Origin of the sequence: Pseudomonas sp. C9, from assembly GCF_002000165.1 — a bacterium.
Taxonomy (GTDB): Bacteria; Pseudomonadota; Gammaproteobacteria; order Pseudomonadales; family Pseudomonadaceae; genus Aquipseudomonas.
This window is the reverse complement of sequence record NZ_MPAK01000001.1, coordinates 2,886,592-2,912,567: the sequence shown is the minus strand read 5'-3', so window position 1 is coordinate 2,912,567 and position 25,976 is coordinate 2,886,592. Positions and strand designations below refer to the sequence as shown.

At 61.2% G+C, this 25,976-nt stretch carries 23 protein-coding genes; 7 read left to right on the top strand and 16 right to left on the bottom strand.

Going from position 1 to position 25,976, the window contains the following annotated elements:
* Positions 1–122: 122 nt before the first annotated feature.
* The gene (locus tag BMS17_RS13590; protein WP_046032331.1) at positions 123–1,514 is read left to right on the top strand and encodes an L-cystine transporter; all 1,392 of its coding nucleotides are present in this window, start codon (positions 123–125) and stop codon (positions 1,512–1,514) included.
* A gap of 124 nt (positions 1,515–1,638) precedes the next feature.
* Here BMS17_RS13590 and BMS17_RS13585 read toward each other — a convergent pair whose 3' ends face one another.
* On the bottom strand, positions 1,639–2,151 hold the full coding sequence (locus tag BMS17_RS13585) for a dihydrofolate reductase (RefSeq protein ID WP_046032330.1): 513 nt from the start codon (positions 2,149–2,151) through the stop codon (positions 1,639–1,641).
* Positions 2,152–2,237: 86 nt separating this feature from the next.
* Between BMS17_RS13585 and BMS17_RS13580 the strand changes: the two genes are divergently transcribed.
* Together BMS17_RS13580 and BMS17_RS13575 are read left to right on the top strand one after the other, a co-directional pair.
* Positions 2,238–3,608: a DUF2868 domain-containing protein gene (locus BMS17_RS13580; RefSeq protein ID WP_046032329.1), complete on the top strand. Its 1,371-nt coding sequence runs from the start codon at positions 2,238–2,240 to the stop codon at positions 3,606–3,608.
* Positions 3,601–4,977: a GTPase/DUF3482 domain-containing protein gene (locus tag BMS17_RS13575; protein ID WP_046032328.1), complete on the top strand. Its 1,377-nt coding sequence runs from the start codon at positions 3,601–3,603 to the stop codon at positions 4,975–4,977. Before BMS17_RS13580 ends, BMS17_RS13575 begins: the two co-directional genes overlap by 8 nt.
* Positions 4,978–4,989: 12 nt before the next feature.
* Here BMS17_RS13575 and BMS17_RS13570 read toward each other — a convergent pair whose 3' ends face one another.
* From BMS17_RS13570 to BMS17_RS13540, 7 genes are all read right to left on the bottom strand, one after another.
* The gene (locus BMS17_RS13570) at positions 4,990–5,547 is read right to left on the bottom strand and encodes a phosphonate degradation HD-domain oxygenase (protein WP_046032327.1); all 558 of its coding nucleotides are present in this window, start codon (positions 5,545–5,547) and stop codon (positions 4,990–4,992) included.
* Positions 5,547–6,680 carry a TIGR03364 family FAD-dependent oxidoreductase gene (locus BMS17_RS13565; protein WP_077431096.1) on the bottom strand — a complete coding sequence of 378 codons (1,134 nt, stop codon included), beginning with the start codon at positions 6,678–6,680 and terminating at the stop codon, positions 5,547–5,549. The genes BMS17_RS13570 and BMS17_RS13565 overlap by 1 nt, the downstream gene beginning before the upstream one ends.
* Positions 6,681–6,804: 124 nt before the next feature.
* On the bottom strand, positions 6,805–7,830 hold the full coding sequence (locus BMS17_RS13560; protein ID WP_046032325.1) for a putative 2-aminoethylphosphonate ABC transporter substrate-binding protein: 1,026 nt from the start codon (positions 7,828–7,830) through the stop codon (positions 6,805–6,807).
* A gap of 38 nt (positions 7,831–7,868) precedes the next feature.
* Complete coding sequence (locus BMS17_RS13555; protein WP_077431095.1) at positions 7,869–9,593, bottom strand: putative 2-aminoethylphosphonate ABC transporter permease subunit; 1,725 nt, start codon at positions 9,591–9,593, stop codon at positions 7,869–7,871.
* Positions 9,593–10,669 (bottom strand): putative 2-aminoethylphosphonate ABC transporter ATP-binding protein, encoded by a 1,077-nt coding sequence (locus tag BMS17_RS13550; RefSeq protein WP_046032323.1) that lies wholly within the window; start codon positions 10,667–10,669, stop codon positions 9,593–9,595. The genes BMS17_RS13555 and BMS17_RS13550 overlap by 1 nt, the downstream gene beginning before the upstream one ends.
* 152 nt (positions 10,670–10,821) lie before the next feature.
* Complete coding sequence (locus BMS17_RS13545) at positions 10,822–11,685, bottom strand: LysR family transcriptional regulator (protein WP_046032322.1); 864 nt, start codon at positions 11,683–11,685, stop codon at positions 10,822–10,824.
* A gap of 15 nt (positions 11,686–11,700) precedes the next feature.
* Positions 11,701–13,962: a heavy metal translocating P-type ATPase gene (locus BMS17_RS13540; protein WP_077431094.1), complete on the bottom strand. Its 2,262-nt coding sequence runs from the start codon at positions 13,960–13,962 to the stop codon at positions 11,701–11,703.
* An 85-nt stretch (positions 13,963–14,047) separates the two neighbouring features.
* On the opposite strand from BMS17_RS13540, the gene cadR reads away from it, so the two are divergent.
* Positions 14,048–14,497: a Cd(II)/Pb(II)-responsive transcriptional regulator gene (cadR, locus tag BMS17_RS13535; RefSeq protein WP_046032320.1), complete on the top strand. Its 450-nt coding sequence runs from the start codon at positions 14,048–14,050 to the stop codon at positions 14,495–14,497.
* 124 nt (positions 14,498–14,621) lie between these two features.
* Here the strand turns inward: cadR and BMS17_RS13530 are convergent, their stop codons facing one another.
* The 3 genes from BMS17_RS13530 to BMS17_RS13520 all read right to left on the bottom strand — a co-directional run bounded on the left by BMS17_RS13530 (position 14,622) and on the right by BMS17_RS13520 (position 17,319).
* Complete coding sequence (locus BMS17_RS13530) at positions 14,622–15,593, bottom strand: thymidylate synthase (protein ID WP_033060541.1); 972 nt, start codon at positions 15,591–15,593, stop codon at positions 14,622–14,624.
* Positions 15,594–15,643: 50 nt separating this feature from the next.
* Positions 15,644–16,456, bottom strand: a complete 813-nt coding sequence (lgt, locus tag BMS17_RS13525; RefSeq protein WP_046032318.1) for a prolipoprotein diacylglyceryl transferase — start codon at positions 16,454–16,456, stop codon at positions 15,644–15,646.
* An 80-nt stretch (positions 16,457–16,536) separates the two neighbouring features.
* Positions 16,537–17,319 carry a sulfite exporter TauE/SafE family protein gene (locus BMS17_RS13520; RefSeq protein WP_046032317.1) on the bottom strand — a complete coding sequence of 261 codons (783 nt, stop codon included), beginning with the start codon at positions 17,317–17,319 and terminating at the stop codon, positions 16,537–16,539.
* A gap of 132 nt (positions 17,320–17,451) precedes the next feature.
* Between BMS17_RS13520 and BMS17_RS13515 the strand changes: the two genes are divergently transcribed.
* The gene (locus tag BMS17_RS13515; protein ID WP_046032316.1) at positions 17,452–18,198 is read left to right on the top strand and encodes an NRDE family protein; all 747 of its coding nucleotides are present in this window, start codon (positions 17,452–17,454) and stop codon (positions 18,196–18,198) included.
* Between the two features lie 114 nt (positions 18,199–18,312).
* Here the strand turns inward: BMS17_RS13515 and ptsP are convergent, their stop codons facing one another.
* Both ptsP and BMS17_RS13505 read right to left on the bottom strand, forming a co-directional pair.
* Positions 18,313–20,592, bottom strand: a complete 2,280-nt coding sequence (gene ptsP / locus BMS17_RS13510) for a phosphoenolpyruvate--protein phosphotransferase (RefSeq protein WP_046032315.1) — start codon at positions 20,590–20,592, stop codon at positions 18,313–18,315.
* A 22-nt stretch (positions 20,593–20,614) separates the two neighbouring features.
* Positions 20,615–21,094 (bottom strand): RNA pyrophosphohydrolase, encoded by a 480-nt coding sequence (locus BMS17_RS13505; RefSeq protein ID WP_007945562.1) that lies wholly within the window; start codon positions 21,092–21,094, stop codon positions 20,615–20,617.
* Positions 21,095–21,237: 143 nt separating this feature from the next.
* On the opposite strand from BMS17_RS13505, the gene BMS17_RS13500 reads away from it, so the two are divergent.
* Positions 21,238–21,894 carry an HAD family phosphatase gene (locus BMS17_RS13500; protein WP_046032314.1) on the top strand — a complete coding sequence of 219 codons (657 nt, stop codon included), beginning with the start codon at positions 21,238–21,240 and terminating at the stop codon, positions 21,892–21,894.
* Between the two features lie 120 nt (positions 21,895–22,014).
* On the opposite strand, the gene BMS17_RS13495 is transcribed toward BMS17_RS13500, so the two are convergent.
* Entirely contained in the window at positions 22,015–22,440 is a 426-nt protein-coding gene (locus tag BMS17_RS13495; protein ID WP_046032313.1) for a DUF2269 domain-containing protein, read from the bottom strand.
* A gap of 39 nt (positions 22,441–22,479) precedes the next feature.
* Complete coding sequence (gene ilvA / locus BMS17_RS13490) at positions 22,480–23,994, bottom strand: threonine ammonia-lyase, biosynthetic (RefSeq protein ID WP_077431093.1); 1,515 nt, start codon at positions 23,992–23,994, stop codon at positions 22,480–22,482.
* Positions 23,995–24,139: 145 nt separating this feature from the next.
* On the opposite strand from ilvA, the gene rpiA reads away from it, so the two are divergent.
* Positions 24,140–24,814 carry a ribose-5-phosphate isomerase RpiA gene (gene rpiA, locus BMS17_RS13485; RefSeq protein ID WP_046032311.1) on the top strand — a complete coding sequence of 225 codons (675 nt, stop codon included), beginning with the start codon at positions 24,140–24,142 and terminating at the stop codon, positions 24,812–24,814.
* A gap of 184 nt (positions 24,815–24,998) precedes the next feature.
* Here the strand turns inward: rpiA and BMS17_RS13480 are convergent, their stop codons facing one another.
* Positions 24,999–25,916: an SdiA-regulated domain-containing protein gene (locus BMS17_RS13480; protein ID WP_046032310.1), complete on the bottom strand. Its 918-nt coding sequence runs from the start codon at positions 25,914–25,916 to the stop codon at positions 24,999–25,001.
* Between the last annotated feature and the right edge of the window lie 60 nt (positions 25,917–25,976).

Genomic DNA, 25,976 nt, shown 5'->3' with positions numbered 1-25,976 from the left:
TTATTCCAAAAACGACAGTTAACCTCTGTTTTCGGTATTAATTCATTAGATATCAAACTGTTAGGATTCCCGGTTCGCAGCTGCCCGGGAAGGCAGCCAGCACAAGTCTTATTGGAGTCCTTATGAATCTGCCGCTGATTCTCAATCTGCTGGTGTTCCTCGCCCTGCTCTTCGGGCTGGCACAAACCCGTCACACCACTTGGAGCCTGGCAAAAAAAGTCTTGCTCGCGCTGGTGCTGGGCGTGGTGTTCGGTGTGTCGTTGCACACCGTTTACGGTGCCGGCAATCCGGTACTGAAAGCCTCGATCGGCTGGATCGATCTGGTCGGCAACGGTTATGTGCAGCTGCTGCAAATGATCGTGATCCCGCTGGTGTTCGCCTCGATCCTCAGCGCCGTGGCCCGTCTGCACAACGCATCATCGCTGGGCAAGATCAGCTTCCTGACCATCGGCACGCTGCTGTTCACCACCGCGATTGCGGCGCTGATCGGCATCGGTTTGACCAACCTGTTTGGCCTGACCGCCGAAGGCCTGATCGCCGGCACGCAAGAAATGGCGCGCCTGCAAACCATCCAGACCGATTACGCCGGCAAGGTCGCCGACCTGAACGTACCGCAGCTGTTGCTCTCGTTCATTCCGCAAAACCCGTTTGCAGACTTGGCCCGGGCCAAACCGACCTCGATCATCAGCGTGGTGATTTTTGCGGCGTTCCTTGGCGTCGCAGCCCTGCAATTGCTCAAGGATGACGTCGAAAAAGGTCAGAAAGTGATCAACGCCATCGACACCCTGCAAGCCTGGGTGATGCGCCTGGTGCGGTTGGTGATGAAGCTGACCCCGTACGGTGTATTGGCGCTGATGACCAAAGTGGTCGCCGGTTCCAACCTGCAAGACATCATCAAGCTCGGCAGTTTTGTAGTGGTGTCCTACATCGGCCTGGGCCTGATGTTTGTGGTCCATGGCCTTCTGGTGTCGGCAGCCGGGATCAACCCGCTGCGTTTCTTCCGCAAGGTCTGGCCGGTGCTGACGTTTGCTTTCACCAGCCGTTCCAGCGCCGCGACGATTCCATTGAGCATCGAAGCGCAGACCAGCCGCCTGGGAATCCCGCAGTCCATCGCCAGCTTCGCCGCTTCGTTCGGCGCGACCATTGGCCAGAATGGCTGTGCCGGTCTGTACCCGGCGATGTTGGCGGTGATGGTGGCGCCGACCGTGGGTATCAACCCGCTGGACCCGCTGTGGATCGCGACGCTGGTGGCGATTGTGACGCTGAGTTCGGCCGGTGTGGCGGGTGTCGGTGGTGGCGCGACGTTTGCCGCGTTGATCGTGTTGCCGGCGATGGGTTTGCCGGTGTCACTGGTGGCGTTGCTGATTTCGGTCGAGCCGCTGATCGATATGGGGCGCACGGCGTTGAACGTCAGTGGGTCGATGACGGCGGGCGCGATCACCAGCCAGATCATGCAGCAGACGGATAAAGAGCTGCTGGATGCGGATGAGCATGGGTCGTTGGCTCACGCTTAAATCTTCATCGACAGGACCGGCCCCATCGCGGGCAAGCCCGGCTCCTACACAGGGATCAGTGGTGTTCACACGGTGTGTGCTCCACCTCAAAACCCTGTAGGAGCCGAGCTTGCTCGCGATGCTTTTAAGCCTTCTCCCAAACCTCGAAGTTGTACGCCGGTTTGTCGCCTTCGGCCGGATTCGGCACGTTCGACACCAACTTCCACTCCTTCAAATCAAACTCCGGAAACCACGCATCCCCGTCCGGGCTCAGCGCCACGCGCGTCAGATACAAGCGGTCAGCCTGAGCCATCCCCTGCGCATACAACTGCGCACCGCCAATCAGCATCAGCTCATCGACGCCCTGCTCTTTCGCCCATTCCTCGGCGCGAGCCACGGCCGCTTCCAGCGATGGATAGACTTCCGCGCCTTCCAACACCAGATCAACCTGACGACTGACCACGATATTCAACCGGCCCGGCAGCGGTCGTCCGAGCGAATCCCAGGTCTTGCGACCCATGATGATCGGCTTGCCGAGGGTGGTGGCCTTGAAGTATTTGAAATCCCCCGGCAAGTGCCAGGGCATGCTGTTGTCGACGCCGATTACACGGTTTTCACCGAGGGCTGCAATCAGGCTGAGGGGGAGTGATTTAGTCATGCCGGCGAGGATACCAGAGCCATCCGTACCCCGATAAGCGCCACAGCGGTTATGCTCACGACTCAATCCAAGCGACGGGATGCCGCGTGACTGAACTGAACAACCTCTGGCTGACAGAAACCATCCGCCTGCGTGAAGAACACGCCGGGCCGCTTGAAGATCTGGAAGCCAACCGACTGGCCCGCAGCGCTGGCGGCGACCTGCCGGCACGGATTCAACGTCGGGCCGTGTGGCTGGCCGAACGCGATGGTTTGGCCAATGCCCTCGTGCACTGGCTGCAAGGCGCGCGACTGGCGCTGATCGTGATGGCGGTGTTGGCCGTGGTCAGCGGCGCCGGCCTGGCGTTTGCTGCGATGGGCGACGGGCAAACCCCGGTGAATGTGTTCTGGGCCTTGGGCAGTTTGCTCGGGCTGAACCTGATTTTGCTGATCAGTTGGGCGCTGGGCCTGGTCTTCGCCGGCGAACACGGCGCCACCCTCGGGCGCTTATGGTTGTGGCTCAGTGAAAGACTCGCGCGTGATGCCAAAGCCGCACAACTGGCCCCGGCCCTGCTGCTGCTATTGCAGCGACAAAAACTCAATCGCTGGGCCCTCGGTATTCTGGTCAACGGCCTGTGGCTGCTGGCGATGCTCAGCGCCCTGGCGATTCTACTGACGTTGATGGCCACCCGGCGCTACGGCTTCGTCTGGGAAACCACCCTCCTGAGCGGCGACACCTTCGTCGCCATGACTCAGGCCCTCGGCGCGCTGCCGGCCTTGATCGGTTTCAGCGTGCCCAGCGTGGAGATGATTCGCGCCAGCGGCGATGCCGCGCTGAACATCGAAAGCGCTCGGCAAGCCTGGGCCGCCTGGCTGGTGGGTGTGCTGCTGGTGTACGGCGTGTTGCCGCGCTTGCTGCTGATGCTGTTTTGCCGATGGCGCTGGAAAACCGGCCAGGCGAAATTGCACCTGGATTTGAACCTGCCCGGTTATGCCCAACTGCGCGAACGCTTGATGCCCACCAGCGAGCGCCTGGGTATCAGCGATGCCGCGCCGGCGCAACTTCATCGCGTGCAAAGCGGTGTCACGGATCAGCAAAGCGACGGCGCCCTGCTGGTGGCCATCGAACTCGATGACCAACGCGAGTGGCCACCGCACCTGCCGAAAACCGTGGGCAACGCCGGCATACTCGACAGCCGTGAATCGCGCCACAAACTCCTCGAACAACTGAGCCGCTTTCCGCCCGCGCGGTTGCTGATTGCCTGCGACCCACGGCGCTCGCCGGACCGTGGCAGCCTGGCGCTGATCGCCGAACTGGCGCGCAATGCGGCCGCCACCCGCGTCTGGCTGCTGCAAGCGCCGCCCGGCGAAGCGCTGGATGCCGAACGGCTGGGGGACTGGCATGTCGCCTTGCAGCAATTGGAGCTGCCGTTCGCCGATTGCGCGCCGTTGAACTGGCTGGAGAGCGGTCATGACTAACGCCTGGAAGGCACCGTTGAAACTGGCCGTGGTCGGCCACACCAACGTCGGCAAAACCTCATTGCTGCGAACCCTGACCCGTGATGTCGGCTTCGGCGAAGTGTCCCATCGTCCCAGCACCACGCGCCATGTCGAAGGCGCGAGGTTGTCGGTGGACGGCGAGCCGCTGCTCGACCTCTACGACACGCCCGGCCTGGAAGACGCCATCGCCCTGCTCGACTACCTCGAACGGCTGGAACGTCCCGGCGAACGCCTCGACGGCCCGGCCCGCCTGGCGCGGTTCCTTGAGGGCAGCGAAGCCCGGCAGCGCTTTGAGCAGGAAGCCAAAGTGTTGCGCCAACTGCTCACCTGCGACGCCGGCCTCTACGTGATCGACGCCCGCGAGCCGGTGTTGGCCAAGTACCGCGATGAACTGGAAGTGTTGGCCAGCTGTGGCAAACCGTTGCTGCCGGTGCTGAATTTCGTCAGCAGTGCCAACCATCGCGAACCGGCCTGGCGTGAAGCGTTGGCGCGCCTGGGCTTGCATGCCTTGGTGCGTTTCGACAGCGTCGCGCCGCCAGAGGATGGTGAGCGTCGACTCTATGAAAGCCTCGCCCTCCTGCTGGAAAGCTCCCGTGAGCAACTGGAGCGCTTGATCGCCGATCAACAGGCCCAACGCCTCGCCCGTCAGCAAAGCGCAGTGCGGTTGATTGCCGAATTGCTGATTGATTGCGCCGCGTGCCGGCGCAGCGTTGCCAGCGATGCGGCGCAGGAACAGCACGCCATCAGCGAACTGCACAAAGCCGTGCGCCAGCGCGAACAACGTTGCGTTGAAGCACTGCTCAAGCTGTACGCCTTCCGCCCACAGGACGCGGCGGCCAGTGACTTGCCGCTGCTCGATGGGCGCTGGGGCGATGACTTGTTCAACCCCGAAACCCTCAAGCAACTCGGCGTCAGGGTCGGCGGTGGAATCGCGGCCGGTGCGGCCGCGGGCGCCGGGGTCGATTTGCTGGTGGGCGGCATTACCCTGGGTGCGGCAGCCTTGGCCGGAGCGATCGCCGGTGGCGCGCTGCAAACCGCGCGAAGCTATGGCAGCCGTTTGCTGGGCAAAATCAAAGGCCAGCGAGAGCTGACCGTCGATGACAGCGTATTGCGGTTATTGGCGTTGCGTCAGCGCCAACTGCTACAGGCGCTGAATCAGCGCGGGCATGCCGCGATGGACAGCATTCACGTGGCCACGCCCCAGGACAAGACCTGGCGCGAAGGCAAATTGCCCGAAGCACTGAACAAGGCACGGGCGTATCCGCAATGGTCGTCGCTTAATCCGCAGGCGAAATTGAATCAGGCCGAGCGCCAGGAGCAAATTGAGGTGTTGGCGCAACAGCTTTAAGCGGCGCAGCCTTCACACCGCCAACAGTCGCGCCGCTTTTTCCTTCAAGACCCCAAGGTCGATCACTGGCACCTGCATTTCCTTCGCCAGCTCATCCCACTGGCGCATGCGCAAACTGACTTCGCACAACGGGTCTTGCTCGAAGGCGGCAGCCTCGGCCGGTGTCATCACCCCGCCCTGGTATTCCAGGGTGCGGCGGCTGGCTTCGCTCAAGCGTTCGTAGTACCCAGGCTCTTTCAGCGTCAGATACCGCTTGGCCTGCACGTGGTATTCCACCAGTCGCGCCATGCGTTCGCTGAAACCGGCGCGGCGCAAGTAATCGGCGCCCAATCGCTCGTGGCTGACCACGCCGAAGCCGCCCATGTTCTCGGCGCTCTCGGCGCAGATGTGCCCGATGTCGTGAAAGAACGCCGCCAGCACCACTTCATCATCGAAGCCCTCGGCCATTGCCAGTTGCGCAGCCTGGGACATGTGCTCGATTTGCGACACCGGCTCGCCGATGTAATCGCTGTCGCCGAAACGTTCATACAAGCCGAATACTTCGGCGATCACCTGTTCACTGCTACCCATCAACGCTCTCCCAATAAAGTCGCCACGTTACGCTCCGCCATCGCGGGCCCGACGCTCATGCCGACGCCGGTGTGCATCAGCGCAATGCTGACGCCCGGCTGCGGTCGCAGGAATGAAAATGGCCCCGGCCCCGGTGAACCATAGACCCCCTGCCAGCGTTCGACCACTTGCACGTTGCAGCCCAACGTCTGCTCGGCCAGTTCGATCATCCAGTTGTCCACTTGCTCGGCATTGAACGGTGATGGATCGCGACCGTAATGGTGAGAGTCGCCGATGATCAATTCGCCGTAGGGCGTCGGGCTGATTAGCAGGTGGATACCGTTTTCGTGCAAGTGCGGCTCGTCGCGCAGGATCTGCGCCTGCACCGCCGCCGCTTCCGGCAGGTCGGCAAAAGCACCGTAGTGCACGCAGCTCAAACCGGTGAGTAAGGCGTGTTGCAAGTTGAAGTTGACCTGCGGGCGGGCGCGGAGCATTTGCAGACGGCAGACTTGCGGGTTGAGTTCGGCAATCGGCTCGGCGAGCAAGGTCTGATAGTCGTGGCCCGAGCACAGGATGATCTGCTCGGCGCTGAACGTGCCGGCGGTACTGTGCAAGCGGCCCGGCTCGATGTCGCGAACCAGCGTCGAAAAGTGAAAGGTGACGCCGAGCTCGCGGCGCAGGTAGTCGATCAGTGCCGGTATCGCCTCGCGGGAATACAGTTGTTGATCGTCCATCCCGTGCAACGCGGCGCGGTGATGGCTGAACTGGCCGCTGTACAGATCGCGCAATGCCGCACCGCGCAGCAGCTCGACGCGGTAGCCGTATTCCACGGCGCGACCGGCGCAAAAAGCTTCGAGCAGGTGCTCTTCCGCTTCGGTACGGGCGAACAAGTAAGAGCCATTACGCTTGAGTTGCAGGCCGGCGAGTTGCGCCCATTGGCCCCAGATCTCGCGGCTGGCCCTGGCCAGTTCGAGCATCGGGCCCGGCGGCTGGCCGGTGACCAATGCCTGGCCGAAGTTGCGCACCGAAGCCCCTAAAGGTGTTTCGCTGCGTTCGAAAACGGTGACTTTCAGACCGCGTTTGGCGGCGGCGTAGGCGTGGGACAGACCGAGAATGCCGGCGCCGACGATCAGCATGTCGTTGTGTTGTGTCATTGAAATTTGTCCTGAATGACAGACCGCTATCGCGGGCAAGCCCGCTCCCACAGGTTTTGTGAACGCCACAGATCATGTGGGAGCGGGCTTGCCCGCGATGGGGCCCTGTCAGTCGATGAAGATCTTACTTGGCCGCCACTTTCTCGGACTTGCCGTCATAGCGCTTGCGCCATTCGGTCAGGATCTCGTCACGATTCTTGGAAGCCCAGGCAAAGTCGTTCTTGATCAGACGCTGCTCATAATCCGCCGGCAATTCGGTCTGCGGCTTGGCGATGCCAGGCTGAGCCAGAACAGCGAAGTTCTCTTTGTACAGTTCCATTGCCGCAGGGCTTGCCGAGAAGTCAGCCAGCTTCTTCGCCGCCTCTTCATGCGGAGTGCCCTTGATCACGGCGGTCGCTTCGATCTCCCAGCCCAGGCCTTCTTTCGGCAGGATGATGTCCAGCGGCGCGCCCTGGCGCTTGAGCTGAACGGCCGGGTATTCGAAGGAAATGCCGATCGGAAATTCGCCGGCAGCCGCCAGTTTGCAAGGCTTGGAACCGGAGTGAACGTACTGGCCGATGTTCTGGTGCAGGTCATCCATGTACTGCCAGCCCTGCTTCTCGCCGAAGGTTTGCAGCCAGGCGCTGACGTCGAGGAAACCGGTGCCGGACGAGGCCGGGTTCGGCATCACGATTTTGCCTTTGTACTCAGGCTTGGTCAGGTCTTGCCAGCTCACTGGCTTGGTCAAGCCCTGCTTCTCGGCTTCGACGGTGTTGAAGCAAATGGTCGCGGCCCAGACGTCCATGCCGACCCAGGCTGGCGGGTTGGCGGCGTCGCGGTAGTTGTTGCCGATTTTGCCCAGGTCCTTCGGCGCGTAGCTTTGCAACATGCCTTGTTGATCGAGGATCGCCAGGCTCGACGCGGCCAGGCCCCAGACAGCATCAGCTTGCGGGCGAGCTTTTTCGGCCAGCAGTTTGGCGGTGATGATCCCGGTGGAATCGCGCACCCATTTGATTTCGACGTCCGGGTTGGACTTTTCAAACGCTTCTTTATAGGTCTTCAGTTGTTCGGCTTCGAGGGCGGTGTACACCGTCAACTCGGTTTTCGCCGCGAAGGCGTTCAGGCTGAAAGCGGTGAGGACAGCAGCGGCCAAGGCCAGGGGCTTGAACATGATCTTTTCCTGTTGTTGAGTTGAGTGGGTTGTACGAATCAATGGCCAGGCGCGGTCTGCCGCCAGGCTTGGGAACGACGCAGCAAACCGCGCGAAGCCCAGGCCAGCAGCAGGGACACGCCCGCCGAGGTGAACAGAATCAGAGTCGACATCGCTGCCGCACCGCCGACGTTGCCGGCGTCATCCATGTTCAGCACCGCCACCGCCGCGAGGATGGTGTCGGGGCTATAGAGGAAAATCGCCGCCGAGACGGTGGTCATGGCCGAGACGAACAGGTAGCGCACGATGTCCAGCAGTGCCGGCAGGCAGATCGGCACGGTGACGCGCAGGTAATGCCGGTACAGCGGCGCCTTGAGCGACAGCGCGGCGGCTTCGAACTCGGCGTCGAGCTGACGCAGTGCAGTGGTCGCGGTCATTTGTGCGGTGGTCAAATAGTGAGCAATGGTGCAGACCACCAGCAGGGTCATGGTCCCGTAGAGCACATGCAACGGGTTGCCGGTGAGGTTGAAGAAGAAGACGTAACCCAGGCCCAGCACCAGTCCCGGCACCGCCATCGGTACGAAACTGAGCATGCGCAGGGTCAGATTCAGTCCGCGCTGGCCCTTGGTTTTTTCCATCAGGTAAGCGCCGGTGAAGATCAGCACGCTGCCGATCAACGCCGTGCACAACGCCATCTTCACGCTGTTGCCATAGGCCAGCCAGCCGCCGCCCGCCGTGTCGTTGAACTGGTAGTGGTTGAGCGAGAGCGACAGGTTGTACGGCCAGAATTTGACCAGGGATGAGAACACCGCCATGCCGAACACCAGTAACAACGCGGCGCAGATCAGCAACACGATGGCCAGGTAGCAACCGTCTCGCAGTGTCGATGCCGCCGGTTTGAATACCTGGGCACGACCGCTCATGGAATCACCGTGACGTCGACGCAACCACGCATCGACACCGAAGCTGAACAGCGCCGGCAACAGCAGGACCATGCCAATCAATGCGCCGCGACCAAACTGCTGCTGACCGACCACCGCTTTGTAGGCCTCCAGCGCCAACACTTGATAGTCGCCACCGACCACCACGGGCACGCCGAAGTCGGTGATGGTCAGGGTGAACACCAGACAGAACGCGGCGAACACAGCCTGACGGGTCGCCGGCCAGGTGATGCTGCGAAAGGCTTTCGCCGGACTCGCGCCCATGCTGGAGGCCGCATCGAACAGTCGCGCATCCGCCAGGGACAGCGCCGACAACAGAATCATCAAGGCATGCGGGAAGGTGTAGATGACCTCACCGAGCACAATGCCCCAGAAACCGTAGATGTTGTCCGAGAGCAGACCGCGCAACATGCCCTGGTTGCCGAACAGATAAACCAGCGCGATACCGGGCAGCATCGACGGCGCCATCAACGGCAGCAGGGATATCGCACGCCAGACGCCTTTGCCGGGAATCAATGTGCGTTGCAGGGCGTAGGCAAACAGGTACGCCAACGGTACGACGATCGCCGCCACGCTGAGGGAAACCTTCAGGCTGTTACCCAACAGCCAGTGAAAATTCGCACTGGTCACCAATTCGCGCGCTGCAACCAGACCACCGCCCTGCCCCGCCTCGGAACTGAAACCACGCCAGAAGATGGCGAGCAACGGCATCAACACGGCGACACCGAGCAGCACCAGCAACAGGACTTTGCCGCCGACCACGAACACCCGGTCGCCGATCTCGGCACGGGAGGTCTGCCGAAACTGCTTGTGCGGTATCGGCAGCGCGATGTTCGCGCTCATCAGGCAAACACCTGCAGGCTGCGTGGCGGCAAGGCGACCATGATTTGCTGGGCGCCGAGGCGCGGCATGGCTTCCGGTGCCAGTTCGGCCAGCAGCGCATGGCCCGGCAATTGATCGAGCTCGAAACTCATGCGGCAGCGGTTGCCGAGGAAGGTGATTTCGCGAACCTTGGCCGGGAACAGGTTTTCCTCGTGCACCACCGGGTTCACGTTGATCGCTTCCGGGCGGCAGAACAGTCGGCCCGATGCGGTTTTGGCGCTGCCATCGGCCAAGCGCAGGCTCATTCCGCCAACCTGGGCGTGGCTGTCACTGCTACGGCTGAACGGCAGCCAGTTGCCCTGACCGACGAACTCCGCCACAAACGGTGTGGCCGGGCGGTCGTAGATTTCCTGCGGCGTGGCGTACTGCTCGACCTTGCCGTTGTTCATCACGGCGATGCGGTCGGCCATCAGCATGGCTTCGTCCTGATTGTGCGTGACCATCAGGGTGGTGATGCCGAGGTTGCGCTGCAGTTGGCGCAGTTCGGTGCACAGATGCTCGCGGACCCGGGCGTCGAGTGCCGACATCGGTTCGTCCAGCAACAGTAACGAGGGCGCTGGCGCCAGGGCCCGAGCCAGTGCAACGCGTTGCTGTTGGCCGCCAGACAACTGGCCGGGGTACTTTTTCTCACTGCCGATCAGGCCGACCAGTTCCAGCATCTGACCGACACGTTTACGCACTTCATCACGACCGCTGCCCGCGAGACCGTAGGCAATGTTCGCTTCAACGGTGAGATTGGGGAACAACGCGTAGGACTGGAAGAGAATGCCGTAGTCCCGCGCTTGGGGGGCCAGATGGGAAACGTCGCGATCACCCAGGTACAACTCGCCGCTGTCCTGTTTTTCCAGACCGGCGATGCAGCGCAGCAACGTGGTTTTGCCACAACCCGACGGGCCCAGCAGACACACCAGCTCACCGGCCGCCACGTCGAGGGAAACGTTATCCAGCGCCGTGAAGGCGCCAAAGCGTTTCTGCACGCCGCGCACTTTCATTGGGGCGCCGGGGTTGGTCAGGGCAGTTGCGATCGAGTGGTTCATGGACAGGCCTCATCAAGCAGATGAGAGCCATCCTAGATTTGTAATGCGTCCGTCATATGGCAGTGAGGCAAAAACGACTGATAGTGGTATTCGGGGATTTTGGTTGAAGTCATGCGGCGCCCGCGATGAGGCCAGCACAAGCAATAGATGTTTCAGGCCGGCGCCATTTCCTGCGCCAACCCCAGGAACGCCGCCGGCAGCCGCGCGCCCTTGCGCTCCTTGAGGCAATACAGGTACTCGGGAATCTGCGGTGCATTTTCGATGGTCAGCACGCGCAATTGCGGATCGTGCGGCACTTCCTGGCGGGCAATGATGCTGATGCCGATGTTGCGCAGCACCGCCTCACGAATCGATTCACGGCTGCCAATTTCCAGCAACGGCCCGAAACTCACCCCGGCATTGACCAGCAACTCTTCGGTCAATCGACGGGTGGTCGAGCCCGACTCGCGCATCAGCAACGTATGCCCGGACAAGGCGCTGAGTGGCACATGATCGTGAATCGCCAGCGGGTGATTGCGATGCACGGCCAGCACCAGCGGATCGCTGCCGAGCACCCGGCGAATCAGTCGCGCATCGTCCAGCAATTGCGAGGACGCTGCGACATCCACCCGGTAATCCTCCAGCGCTTCGAGCACTTGCTGCGAGTTGCCGATTTCCACTGACACTTCCACTTGCGGCAAGCGTTCGCGAAAGGTTTTCACCAGATCCAGGATGTAATACGGCGCCGTGGCGGCAATGCGCAACGTGCCCTGGACCTGGCCACTGTTGCGCAGGAAAAACTCGATGTCGGCTTCCTGCTGCAACAACGCCTTGACCATCGGCAACAGCCGCGCGCCTTCGTCGCTGACGCTGAGGCGGCGGCCGCCACGGTAGAACAGTTCCACCGAATACTGGTTTTCCAGGTTGCGGATCTGGGTCGTGACCGTCGGTTGGCTCAGGCCGAGCTTCTTCGCCGCCAGGGTAATGCTGCCCAGGCGGGCCACCATGTAAAACGCCTTCAGCTCCGCACTCAGCACACCCTTCCCTCTTCCTTATTTGCGCAGCAGGCGCAAACCGTTGAACACCACCAACAAACTGACGCCCATGTCGGCGAACACCGCCATCCACATGGTAGCGAGCCCGGCGAAGGTTACCCCAAGAAAGATCGCCTTGATCACCAATGCCAGCGCGATGTTCTGTTTCAGGATGCTGGAGGTCTGCCGCGACAGCCGGATGAACGTCGGGATCTTGCGCAAGTCGTCGTCCATCAAGGCGACATCAGCGGTCTCGATGGCGGTGTCGGTGCCCGCCGCGGCCATGGCAAAACCGATCTCGGCCCGGGCCAGTGCCGGCGCATCGTTGATGCCATCGCCCACCATGCCGACGTTATGACCCTGTGCATAAAGGGCTTCGATGGCTTGCAGTTTGTCGGTCGGCAGCAGATCACCCTTGGCCTCGTCGATGCCCACTTGTGCGGCAATCGCCTGAGCGGTGTGGACGTTGTCGCCGGTCAGCATCAGGGTTTTGATGCCCAGGTCATGCAGTTGCTGGATCGCCTCGCGACTCGACTCTTTTACCGTGTCCGCCACCGCAAACAGCGCCAGCGGGCCGGATTTATCGAGCAGCAGCACCACCGACTTGCCCTGTTTCTCCAGCGCGAACAGTTTCTCTTCCAGCGCCGGCGAACACAGGTTCAGCTCTTCCACCAAACGGTGGTTACCCAAGTGGTACACCTGACCGTTGATCTCACCGCGCACACCGCGACCGGCTAGCGCTTCAAAGTTATCCACAAACAGCGGCGCGAGTTGTTTATCCACAGCAGCATTGGCAATGGCCAGCGACACCGGGTGATCGGAACGACCGGCCAGCGCGGCGGCAATCGCCGGGGCTGTTTCGACGGTGGTTGTGTCGAGAGAAAGGTAATCCGTCTGTACCGGTTTGCCGTGGGTGATCGTTCCGGTCTTGTCCAACGCCAGATAGTCGAGCTTGTAACCGCCCTCCAGATACACGCCACCCTTCACCAGAATGCCTTTGCGTGCCGCCGCCGCAAGGCCGCTGACGATGGTCACCGGGGTGGAAATAACCAGCGCACATGGGCAAGCGACCACCAGCAACACCAGCGCCCGGTAGATCCAGTCGAACCATGCGGCGCCCATGAACAGCGGAGGAATCAGCGCAACGGCAAGGGCCAGGATGAATACCGCTGGCGTGTAGATTTTCGAGAAGCTGTCGACGAAACGCTGGGTCGGTGCCCGCGCGCCCTGGGCCTGTTCGACGGCGTGGATGATTCGCGCCAGCGTCGAATTGTCCGCCGCTGCGGTCACGGCATATTCCAGAGACCCGGCCTGATTGATGGTGCCGGCGAACACTTTGTCGCCGACGGTTTTCTCAACCGGTAAGCTTTCACCCGTGATCGGCGCCTGATCGATAGTTGAACTGCCGGCCACCACTTCACCGTCCAGCCCGATGCGTTCACCGGGCCGCACCCGCACCCGCGCACCGAGTTCGATGGTTTTGACGTCTTGCTCGACCCAGCTGCCATCGGCCCGCTGCACCGTGGCCTGTTCCGGGGTCATCTGCATCAGGCCGCTGATCGCGTTGCGTGCGCGGTCCAGGGATTTGGCTTCAATCAACTCGGCCACGGTGAACAGGAACATCACCATCGCCGCTTCCGGCCACTGACCGATCAGGATCGCGCCGGTCACCGCGATGCTCATCAGCGCGTTAATGTTCAGGTTGAGGTTTTTCAGGGCGATCCAGCCCTTTTTGTACGTGGTCAGGCCACCGCTGAGGATCGAAACCAGCGCGATGACTGCCACCACCCAAGTGGGTGCAGCGTTGGTGAAGTGAATGACTTCGGCGGCCAGCGCCCCCACACCGGACAGCGCCAATGGCCACCACGGTTTTTTCTCCGGCGCGGGAGCGGGTGCTTCGACGCCTTGCTCAAGCGGTTCTGCCTGCATGCCGAGGGATTTGATCGCCTCGATGATGGGCGCAGTGCTTGGCAAGTCGTGGGTCACGCCCAACACCCGATTGATCAGGTTGAACTCCAGTTGCTGCACACCGGCGAGTTTGCCGAGTTTGTTCTGGATCAGCGTCTGCTCGGTCGGGCAGTCCATCGCATCGATGCGGAAGCTGCTCAGGCGTGCACCGGCCTTTGGCGTTTCGCTCAACTTGATCAGCGACGGCGCAGCCACTTTGGTGGAACAGCAGGAATCGCCGTGGCCGCCATGCTCGTGCTTCTTTACAGGCTGCAGTGTGTGGCTGTGATCGTGCTCAGCCTTGGGAGTGTGGGTGTGCTGGGAATCGCTCATCGGGTCGCGTCCATGAAGGTGCCTGTTGCCAAGTAAAGACCCTGTAGCCACTATAGGGTCAAGCACCTATTTGGAGACTGCCGACATGAAGATCGGAGAACTGGCCAAACTGACCGACTGCGCCGTGGAAACCATCCGTTACTACGAGCGCGAAAGCCTGTTGCCGGAGCCGGCTCGCAGCGACGGCAATTACCGCGTCTACACCCAGGCCCACGCCGAGCGCCTGACCTTCATCCGCAACTGCCGCACCCTCGACATGACGCTGGAAGAAATCCGCAGCCTGCTGGCGTTTCGCGACAGCCCGCAGGATCAGTGCGAAAGCGTGAATGCGTTGATCGACGAGCACATCCACCACGTCAAGGCGCGGATCGATGGGTTACTGGCGTTGCAGACACAATTGCTCGACCTGCGCCAACGCTGTGGCGAAGGGCCGGAGATTGATCAGTGCGGGATTTTGCAGCGGCTGGAAGTCAGTGGCGGTGTGGTAGCGACGGAAGTTGAGCATTCCCATGTGGGCCGTAGTCACGGCCACTAAAACCACCACATAGCCCTGTAGGAGCCGAGCTTGCTCGCGATGGAGGCAGCACATTCAACATTGATGTGTCTGATAAACCGCCATCGCGAGCAAGCTCGGCTCCTACAGGATTTGCAGTGGTTCTTTAGACCGCCATCGGCGCGGTCATCGGCGCGTGGTGCTCGTAACCTTCCAGCGAGAAGTCGCTCGGTTCGATCAGCTCCAGCCACTCCGGCTGATAAACGCCAGTCTTGGCAAACTCCGGAACACGGTCGCTGATCACCAGTTTCGGCATCGGGAACGGCTCGCGCTTGAGCTGTTCATTGAGCATGTCCAGGTGGTTCTCGTAGACATGCGCGTCGCCGATGAAATAGGTGAACCAGCGCGGCGTGTAGCCGGTCAGGCGACCGATCAGGCTCAGCAGCGCCGCGCCTTCGGTGAGGTTGAACGGCGTACCGAGGCCCAGGTCGTTGGAACGGATGTAGAGGGTCAGGGAAATTTCCTTCGTCTCGACATTCGGGTGGAACTGGTACAGCAGATGACACGGCGGCAGGGCCATTTCATCGAGCTGGGCCACGTTCCAGCCGTGGAACAGGATGCGGCGGCTGCCCGGGTCCTTGATGATGGTGTCGACGCACTGGCGGATCTGGTCGATCGCCTTGTACAGCACGACGTAGGCCTGGCCGTCTTCTTCGCCTTCAGCGATCTGGCGGTAACCCTGGCTCAAGGTCTGCTCGATGGCGGCCTGGTTGCTGACCGGGATCTGCTTGTACGCCGGCCATTTGCGCCATTGCACGCCGTAGATCTCGCCGAGGTCGTCTTCGCCCTGGCGGAACGGGTTGGCCAGCCACTGCGCGTTTTCGTTGGCGTTCTGGTCCCAGACCTTGCAGCCCAGCGCACGGAATTCGGCGGCGTTGTTCACGCCACGCAGGAAACCGCACATCTCGCCGATGGCCGATTTGAAAGCCATCTTGCGCGTGGTGATCGCCGGGAAACCTTCTTTCAGGTCATAGCGCAGCATCGCACCCGGAAAGCTGATGGTGTTTACGCCGGTGCGGTTGGCTTGCTTGGTGCCGTTCTTGATGACGTGGGCGACCAGTTCGAGATATTGCTTCATGAGTTACCTGTGTCCTTGAACCCGGAGACCGTCGCCCCCGGGGTTCGAATTTATACGGCTGCTGCTGGCGTCGCCGGGGCACGGTGATACGCCAGCCAGATCAGGAACAGACCGCCGACAATCATCGGCACGCAGAGCACTTGGCCCATGGTCAGCCAGTTCCAGGCCAGATAGCCCAGTTGCGCGTCCGGTACGCGGACGAATTCGACGATGAAACGGAAGATGCCATAGAACAGCGCGAACATCCCGGACACCGCCATGGTCGGCCGCGGCTTGCGCGAGAACAACCAGAGGATGAGGAACAGTGCCACGCCTTCCAGCGCGAACTGGTACAGCTGCGACGGATGGCGCGGCAACTGCGACGGATCGCTGAACGGCGGGAAGATCATTGCCCACGGCACGTCGGTCGGCTTGCCCCACAATTCGGCGTTGATGAAGTTGCCGATACGCCCGGCGCCCAGGCCAATCGGCACCATCGGCGCGACGAAATCCATCAGCTGGAAGAACGACTTGTTGTTCTTTTTACCAAACCACAACGCCGCCAGCATCACACCGATGAACCCACCGTGGAACGACATGCCGCCCTTCCACACTTCGAAAATCAGCGCCGGGTTGGCCAGGTATGCGTGCAGATCGTAGAACAGCACATACCCCAAACGGCCACCGACAATGACGCCCATCGACATCCAGAAGACCATGTCGGAGAGCTTCTCCTTGGTCCAGGTCGGGTCGAAACGGTTCATCCGACGGGACGCCAGTAGCCAGGCGCCGCCAATGCCGATCAGGTACATCAAGCCGTACCAGTGGATTTTCAGCGGACCGATGGCCAGGGCCACCGGGTCGATCTGCGGGTAAGGCAGCATTGCGACTCCTCGTTAGAGTTGAAACCAAAATTCCCGGGCGACGCTGCCACCTCAGGATTAAGTCAGGATTGCGCGGGGCGTCAGAGCAAGAAACTCAGGCCGACGCAGAACAGCAAAGCGGCAAACAGTCTTTTCAGCAACTTCGGCGACAGCCTGTGGGCCAATCGCGCACCGAGGCGGGCGAAGACCATGCTGGTCAGGGCAATGCCCAACAGTGCCGGCAAATAAATAAAACCGAGACTATGGGCCGGCAGCAACGGATCGTGCCAGCCCAGAATCATGAAACTTAATGCACTGGCCAATGCGATCGGCAGACCGCAGGCCGACGATGTGGCCACGGCCTGTTGCATCGGCACACTGCGCCAGGTCAGGAACGGCACGGTCAAGGAGCCCCCGCCAATCCCGAAAATCGCCGAGGCCCAGCCAATCACACTGCCAGCCATGGTCAGACCGAGTTTGCCCGGCACCGTGCGGCTGGCCTTGGGCTTGACGTCCAGCGCCAGTTGCGCGGCGATGACCAGGGCGAATACACCGATGATTTTTTGCAAATTCGGACCGGAGATCGCTTCGGCCGTCAGTGCGCCGAAACCGGCGCCCATCAAAATGCCCACGGTCATCCAGACGAAAATCGGCCAACGCACCGCGCCACGACGATGGTGTTCGCGCACGGCGTTGACCGAGGTAAAGATAATCGTCGCCAGGGAGGTACCGACCGCCAGATGGGTCAGAATCGATGCATCGAAGCCCTGCAAGGTGAAACTGAATACCAGCACGGGGACGATAATGATCCCGCCGCCGACCCCGAACAGCCCGGCCAGCACGCCTGCGCAGGCGCCCAGCGCCAGATAGAGCAGAAATTCCATGACCTTCCTTGTACGCTTCTCAAAAAAGCACCGGCATAGTAACGGATGCGGGGCCCAAGGCTCCACTGGATGGCGATGGATACCCGTGCGATGTCTGCGTAGAGTGAGCAAAAAACACACAAGGACCACCTTATGTGCCTGATTGTTTTCGCCTGGCGACCGGGTCACGCCCAGCCGCTGATCGTGGCGGCCAACCGCGACGAGTTCTACGCGCGCCCCAGCCTGCCCTTGGCGCAATGGCCAGAAGCTGCGCACGTTCATGCCGGTCGCGACCTGGAGGCCGGCGGAACCTGGCTCGGTGTCGGCGCCAATGGACGCTTTGCGGCGCTGACCAATATTCGTGATCCGCACCGACCACCCGGACGCAAGTCTCGCGGTGAACTGGTGGCGCGGTTTCTCACCGGGGAGTTGCCGATTGACGACTATTTAGCCGACGTTGTCGCCCGCTCGCCGGAATATGGCGGATTTAACCTGCTGGTCGGCAATGGCAATGAGCTCTGGCACTTCAATGCCCGGGAATCCGAGGCCGTGATGCTGGTGCCTGGGGTGTATGGGTTATCCAACGCCGGGCTGGATACGCCCTGGCCGAAGTTGCTCAAGGCCAAGGCGGCACTGAGTGAGGTGCTGGAAGACCCACAACCTCAAGCACTATTGGCGCTGTTGAGCGATTCGCAGACTGCGCCATTTGCCGAGCTGCCGGATACAGGGGTGGGGCTGGCGACCGAGACGTTGTTGTCGAGTGTGTTTATTGCCAGCCAAAGCTACGGGACCCGGGCGAGCACGGCGTTGATTGTGCAGGCGGATGGCTCGCGGCATCTGGTCGAACGGAGTTTCGGGCCGTATGGCGGGCATCTTGGGGAAGTGGAGATCAGGCTTTAGTTTTGTGTTGGCTGGACTGACGCCATCGCGGGCAAGCCTTGCTCCTACAGGTCTGTGGCTGCACGACACAAATCCGTAGGAGCATGGCTTGCCCGCGATGGGGCCGCCGCAGAATTAGAGGGGCTTGATCGCCGCCGGATTGATCATCCGCGCCAACCCGAGGTTTTTCAGCGCCAGTTGCAGCGAGCTGTGGATAACTTGCGGGTTGTCGATGGTCATCAGCTCGGCCAGCAATTCCTTGGCCTTGCTCAGGTTGATCTGGCGCAGCATCCACTTCACTTTCGGCAAGTTGGTGGCGTTCATCGACAGGCTGTCGAAGCCCATCGCCATCAACAGCACCGCCGCCGCCGGGTCACCGGCCATCTCACCGCAGATACTCACGGGCTTGCCTTCGGCATGGGCGTCACGCACCACGTTCTGCAAGGCCTGGAGCACCGCCGGGTGCAGGTAGTCGTAAAGGTCGGCCACCCGCGGGTTGTTGCGGTCGACGGCCAGCAGGTACTGAGTCAGGTCGTTGGAGCCGACCGACAGAAAGTCCACTTGCCGCGCCAGTTCCTTGGTCTGATACACCGCCGCCGGAATCTCGATCATCACGCCAATCGGCGGCATCGGCACATCGGTGCCTTCGTCGCGCACTTCGCCCCACGCCCGGTGGATCAGGTGCAAGGCTTCTTCGAGTTCGTGGGTGCCGGAGATCATCGGCAGCAGAATCCGCAAGTTGTTCAAGCCTTCGCTGGCCTTGAGCATGGCGCGGGTCTGGACCAGGAAAATTTCCGGGTGGTCGAGGGTGACGCGAATCCCGCGCCAGCCCAGGAACGGGTTGTCTTCCTTGATCGGGAAGTACGACAAGGCCTTGTCGCCGCCGATGTCGAGGCTGCGCATGGTCACCGGTTGCGGGTGAAACGCGGCGAGCTGCTCGCGGTAGATCGCCAGTTGTTCCTTTTCGCTCGGGAAACGCTGGTTGATCATGAACGGCACTTCCGTGCGGTATAGACCCACGCCTTCAGCGCCACGCTTCTGCGCCCGCGCCACGTCCGCCAGCAAACCGGTATTGACCCACAACGGCATGCGGTGACCATCGAGGGTCACGCACGGCAAGTCGCGCAGTGCATCCAGCCCAAGGGCCAGTTGCTTCTCTTCCTCGACCACTTCGGCGAACTGCTTGCGCAGAACATCGCTGGGGTTGGTGTAGACCTCGCCGTGGTAGCCGTCGACGATCATCTGGATGCCGTCGACTTTCGAGTACGGCAAGTCGACCAGGCCCATCACCGTCGGGATACCCATGGCTCGCGCCAGGATCGCGACGTGGGAGTTACCGGAGCCGAGTACCGACACCAGACCGGCCAGCTTGCCTTCCGGCACCTCGCCGAGCATGGCCGGCGTCAGTTCTTCGCTGACCAGAATGGTGTTGTCGGGATAAACCAGGGTTTGCTGACGCTCTTCCTGCAAATAGGCGAGCAGGCGGCGACCGAGGTCCTTGACGTCCGAGGCACGCTCACGCAGGTAGGCGTCGTCCATCAATTCGAAACGGTTGACGTGATCGGTGACCACTTGGCGCAGTGCGCCCTGGGCCCACTGACCGGTCTTGATGACGGTGGTCACTTCGCTGCCCAGCGCGGCGTCGTCGAGCATCATCAGGTAGACGTCGAACAAGGCGCGCTCTTCCGGGCGCAATTGTGTCGCGAGCTTGGCCGACAGCGTGCGCATATCGGCGCGCACGCCTTCGATGGCGGTCTTGAACAGCCCGAGTTCGGCGTCGATGTCGACAATAGTCTTGTCCGGCACCACGTCCAGATCGGCAGGTGGCAGCATGACCACCGCCGTACCGACCGCTGCACCTGGCGAACCCGGCACGCCGACAAACTTGGCTTCCTGGATGCCTTTGCCCTGACGCCCCAGGCCACGGATCGACCCGGTGGCCTCGGCGTGGGCGATAACGCCAGCCAGTTGCGCGCTCATGGTCACGAGGAAGGCTTCTTCACCCTCATCGAACTGGCGGCGTTCTTTTTGCTGGATGACCAACACGCCGACGACCCGGCGGTGGTGAATGATCGGCGCCCCGAGGAATGAAGCGAAGCGCTCTTCACCGGTCTCGGCGAAGTAGCGGTAGCGCGGGTGGTCCGCAGCGTTTTCGAGGTTCAGGGGTTCTTCGCGCGTACCGACCAGGCCAACCAGACCTTCGTTGGGTGCCATGCTGACTTTGCCGATCGAGCGCTTGTTCAAGCCCTCGGTAGCCATCAGCACGAAGCGGTTGGTCTCGGGGTCAAGCAGGTAGACCGAGCAGACCTGGCTGCCCATGGCCTCTTTGACGCGCAACACAATAATCCCCAACGCCGCCTTGAGATCCTTGGCGGAGTTAACTTCCTGGACGATCTTGCGCAGCGTATTGAGCATGGCTCGGGGTCGAACTCCGTCGTCAGTCGCGCGTTAAAAGGCGCGGGGCAAGCTCTTTGAGAGCGCGTCGATACACCTCGCGCTTGAATGTCACCACCTGGCCCAACGGATACCAATAGCTGACCCAGCGCCAGCCATCGAACTCCGGTTTACCGGTCAAATCCATCCGCACCCGCTGCTCGTTGGAGATCAGGCGCAGGAGAAACCATTTCTGTTTCTGGCCGATGCACAGCGGTTGGCTGTGGGTACGGACCAGACGTTGCGGCAAACGATAGCGCAACCAGCCCCGGGTGCAGGCGAGAATTTCAACATCTTCGCGCTCCAGACCCACTTCTTCGTTCAACTCGCGGTACAAGGCGTCTTCCGGCGTCTCCTGGGGGTTGATCCCACCCTGTGGAAACTGCCAGGCATCTTGATTGATACGGCGAGCCCATAGCACCTGTCCGGCATCATTCGTGAGAATGATCCCGACATTGGGGCGGAAACCATCGGGGTCGATCACGGCAACAACCTCGCAAACGCATGTCGCCGCATTGTTCCACAAAGGTTGTGAAGGCAGCAACGAGCCGGCCAACCTTATGTGCACTCTTGTGAAAAGTCCGTATTCTGGGCGCCTTTCTACAGACTTTTCAGCGAGTAACTGCAATGCGCCTGGCTTTATTCGACTTGGACAACACTCTTCTGGGCGGCGACAGTGACCACGCCTGGGGCGATTACCTGTGCGAACGCGGCTTCCTCGACGCCGTCGCCTACAAGACTCGCAACGACGAGTTCTATCAGGATTACCTGGCCGGCAAGCTGGATAACGCCGCCTACCTGAACTTCTGCCTGGAAGTCCTCGGCCGCACCGAGATGACCGTGCTCGATCAGTGGCACAGCGACTACATGCGCGACTGCATCGAACCGATCGTGCTACCCAAGGCCCTCGAACTGCTGGCCAAGCACCGCGACGCCGGCGACAAACTGGTGATCATCACCGCGACCAACCGCTTCGTCACCGGGCCGATTGCCCAGCGCCTGGGCGTTGAAACCTTGATCGCCACCGAGTGCGAGATGGTCGATGGCCGCTACACCGGGCGCAGTACCGACGTACCGTGCTTCCGTGAAGGCAAGGTAACGCGCTTGAATCGTTGGCTGGATGAGACCGGGCATTCACTGGAAGGCAGCTACTTCTATAGCGACTCGATGAATGATCTGCCGTTGCTGGAGCAGGTAACCCACCCGATAGCGGTTGATCCTGATCCGAATCTGCGTGCCGAAGCCCAGAAGCGTGGCTGGCCGGTGATGAGCCTGCGCGTCTGATTACGCCATCGCGGGCAAGCCCGCTCCCACAGGTTTTTCTGGTGCTCACAAAATCTGTGTTCGACAGAGGTCTCTGTGGGAGCGGGCTTGCCCGCGATTGGATCAGCCCGGTCTCAAGCCTCAAACAGGTTTGGCTCCCATCAACCCCGCAATGGCCACAAAACAGACAAAACTGAACAACGCCAACGCAAAGTTGAATTTACCGACGCTACCCGGCGCCTTGCGCAGTTTGTTCAGTCGCACCAGCAACCAGAACCACGCCAGCGCCGCCACGGTGTACAGCACGCTGGAGGCCAGCAACCACGTCTGCCCCAGTGGCCAACCCACCAGATGCACCATGCACCAGCCTGTAACCGGCATGCTCAGCAGCGCCAGGCCCATCAGCAGCCAGACAAACACCCTTGGCCGCTGCAAGGTGCGGCTTCCCGCCGTCGCGTCACCCTTGCGCCGTGCAAGTAAAACCCAGACGCCCAGGCCCAGTGCGCTGATCAGCAACACAACCGTTGCGACCATGTGCGCCGCTTTCAGGGCAGATAACGTTTCCATTGTTCGATTTCCTTATGGCCTGCCCATCAGCGTAGCCGTTCAGCCCAGAAACAGCTTATAGGCCGGGTTGTCGCTTTCATCCCAGTACGGGTAACCGATTTCTTCCAGCGCGGCCGGCACCAGATGACGTTCGTCGTGCGGTACTTGCAGGCCCGCGACTACTCGGCCGTCCGCCGCACCATGGTTGCGGTAGTGGAACATCGAGATGTTCCAGCGCCCGCCCAACTTGTTGAGGAAATTGAACAACGCCCCCGGACGCTCCGGGAATTCGAAGCGCAGGATCACTTCATCAACAACGTGGGCCGCTCGACCGCCGACCATGTGGCGAATGTGCAGCTTGGCCAGTTCGTTGTCGGTCAGGTCCAGCACCGGGAAGCCCTGTTCGCCGAGGCTGGCAATCAGCGCACTGCGCGGGTCGGTTTCCGGGTGCGTCTGCACGCCAACGAAGATGTGCGCTTCGCTGCCAGTGTTGTAGCGGTAATTGAATTCGGTGATCTGGCGTTTGCCGATGGCTTCGCAAAACGCCTTGAAGCTGCCCGGTTTCTCGGGGATGGTCACGGCGATGATTGCTTCACGACCTTCGCCCAGCTCGGCGCGTTCGGCGACATGGCGCAAGCGGTCGAAGTTGACGTTAGCGCCGGAGTCGATGGCCACGAAGGTCTGGCCGCTGACACCGCGTTGCTCGACATACTTCTTGATCCCGGCCACGCCCAGCGCGCCCGCAGGCTCGGTGATCGAGCGGGTATCGTCGTAGATATCCTTGATTGCCGCACAGATCTCGTCGGTGCTGACGGTGATCACTTCATCGACATAGTCTTTGCAGATGTCGAAGGTGTGCTGGCCGATCTGTGCCACCGCAACGCCGTCGGCGAAGAGGCCCACGGTCGGCAATACCACGCGCTCACCCGCCGCCATGGCGGCTTGCAGGCAGTTGGAATCGTCCGGTTCGACGCCGATGACTTTGATGTCCGGGCGCAGGTACTTCACGTACGCCGCAATGCCGGCGATCAGCCCGCCACCGCCCACCGGAACGAAGATCGCGTCCAGTGGCTGCGGGTGCTGACGCAGAATCTCCATGGCCACGGTGCCCTGCCCGGCAATAGTGTGGGGATCGTCGTAAGGATGGATGTAGAAGTAGCCTTTTTCGTCGACCAGTTTCAGCGAGTAGGCCAGGGCTTCCGGGAACGAATCCCCGTGCAGCACCACTTTGCCGCCGCGCGAACGCACGCCTTCGACTTTGATTTCCGGGGTGGTCTTGGGCATGACGATGGTGGCTTTGACGCCCAGCACTTTCGCCGCCAGGGCCAGACCTTGCGCGTGGTTACCCGCCGAAGCCGTCACGACGCCGCGCGCACGCTCTTCGTCGCTCAACTGGGTCAGCTTGTTGTAAGCGCCGCGAATCTTGAACGAGAACACCGGCTGCAAGTCTTCACGCTTGAGCCAGATCGTGTTGCCCAGCCGCTCGGTGAGCTGGCGGGCTGTCTGCAATGGGGTTTCTACGGCAACGTCATAAACGCGCGAGGTGAGGATCTTTTTGACGTACTGTTCGAGCATCGGAAAGCATCACTGAGCGGGTTGGGCAGGACCACGGAGTCTAACCCGGCTTTCAGCTGTACGACCACACGAATACAGCGGTTTTAGCCCCGCTTAGGGCTATAATGCCGGCCTTTCGTTCCCTCCCCGGCATCTCGGAGCCCGCATGAACCAGGATCAACTCAAACAGGCAGTGGCTCAGGCCGCCGTCGACTTCATCCTCCCGAAACTCGACGACAAGAGCATCGTCGGGGTCGGCACCGGCTCCACCGCCAACTGCTTCATCGATGCCCTGGCCAAGCACAAAGGTGCGTTCGACGGCGCTGTTGCCAGCTCCGAAGCCACCGCCGCCCGCCTCAAGGGCCACGGAATTCCGGTGTATGAGCTGAACACGGTCAGCGACCTGGAGTTTTATGTCGACGGCGCCGATGAAAGCGATGAGCACCTGAACCTGATCAAGGGCGGTGGCGCGGCCCTGACCCGCGAGAAGATCGTGGCGGCCGTGGCCAAGACGTTCATCTGCATCGCCGACGCCAGCAAACTGGTGCCGGTGCTCGGCGCGTTCCCGCTGCCGGTCGAAGTGATCCCGATGGCCCGCAGCCACGTGGCCCGCGAACTGGTGAAACTGGGCGGCGACCCGGTTTACCGCGAAGGCGTGTTGACCGACAACGGCAACATCATCCTCGACGTGTTCAACATGCAGATCACCAACCCGGTAGAACTGGAACGTCAGATCAACGCCATTGTTGGCGTAGTCACCAATGGTTTGTTCGCGGCACGCCCGGCGGACTTGCTGTTGCTGGGCACCAGCGAAGGCGTGAAAACCCTGCGCGCCGAGTAAGCCATTTACAACGCAAAACCTGTAGGGGCGGCGGTGCGACGATTCGACTTGCCCGCGATAGCGGTGCATCATTCAACATCTCTTTCGACTGATGCACGGCTATCGCGAGCAAGCCCGGCTCCTACAGTGTTTTGTGGCACACACACAATCTGTGCATGTCTCCCACAGTGGTTTTGGGGTGTTTTTAGGGTTGTGTTGGTTTTTTGAAGACGTAGAACAGATTGGGCTCGCTGACGAGGTACATCGTACCCTCGTCATCCATCGCGATGCCCTCCGCTTGCGGCACGGTTTTTTGCAAACCCTGGCGCCCCTTGATCAATGACAGGGTGCTCAGCGGTCGCCCGTCCACATCCAGCTCCAGAATCAGGTGCGACTCGTCAGACAGCGCCAGCAGATGACCGCTGCGCTCGTCGTATTGCAGGCTCGACAGGTCCCGCACGAACATCCCCGCATCGCGCTTGGGGTTGTTCACCACGTGCACGGCGTAGGATTTCTCCGGGTTGTAATGCGGGAAGCCCTGCACTTCGTAGATCAGCATCGGGTCGCGTTCCTTGGCGACGAACAGGCGCTTGCCCACCGAATCGTACGCCAACCCTTCAAACCCCTTGTTACTGCCCATGTGCACGCCAAGGACCATCTGTTCGGCATCCGCCCCGTCGAGGAAAGTGGTGTCCTGCTCCAGATGAATCTTGATCAGCCGCTGCTGGCTCTCATCGGTGATCACGTAGGTGTCGGCGCTGATGAACTCCACCGCTTCCGGGTCGCCGAAGCCAATCAACGCCACACGCCGCAGGACCTTGCCCTCAAGCGACAGCTCGATCAGCTCAGAGTTTTTGTTGGTCACCGTGAACAGGCTTTTGCGCACCGGATCAAACGTCAGCGCCGAGACGTTATCGTCCAGCCCGTCGATCACCCGTGCTTCGATTTCCACCCGGTATTGATCCAGGCCGATGGATTCGCTGCTCTGCGGCTGCCAAAGGGTCTGCAGGTTGAACCAGGTACGCTCGAACAAGCGCATGTATTGGCCGATCGCAACCAGCGCGATCAGGGCAATCACCGCCAGGATCAGGACAAGGGGTTTGGGACGGGCAAGTGGTTGCATTCAGGCCAGCTCGAAAACAAAACGGGCGGATGAAATATCACGCCCGTATGAATTCAAGCT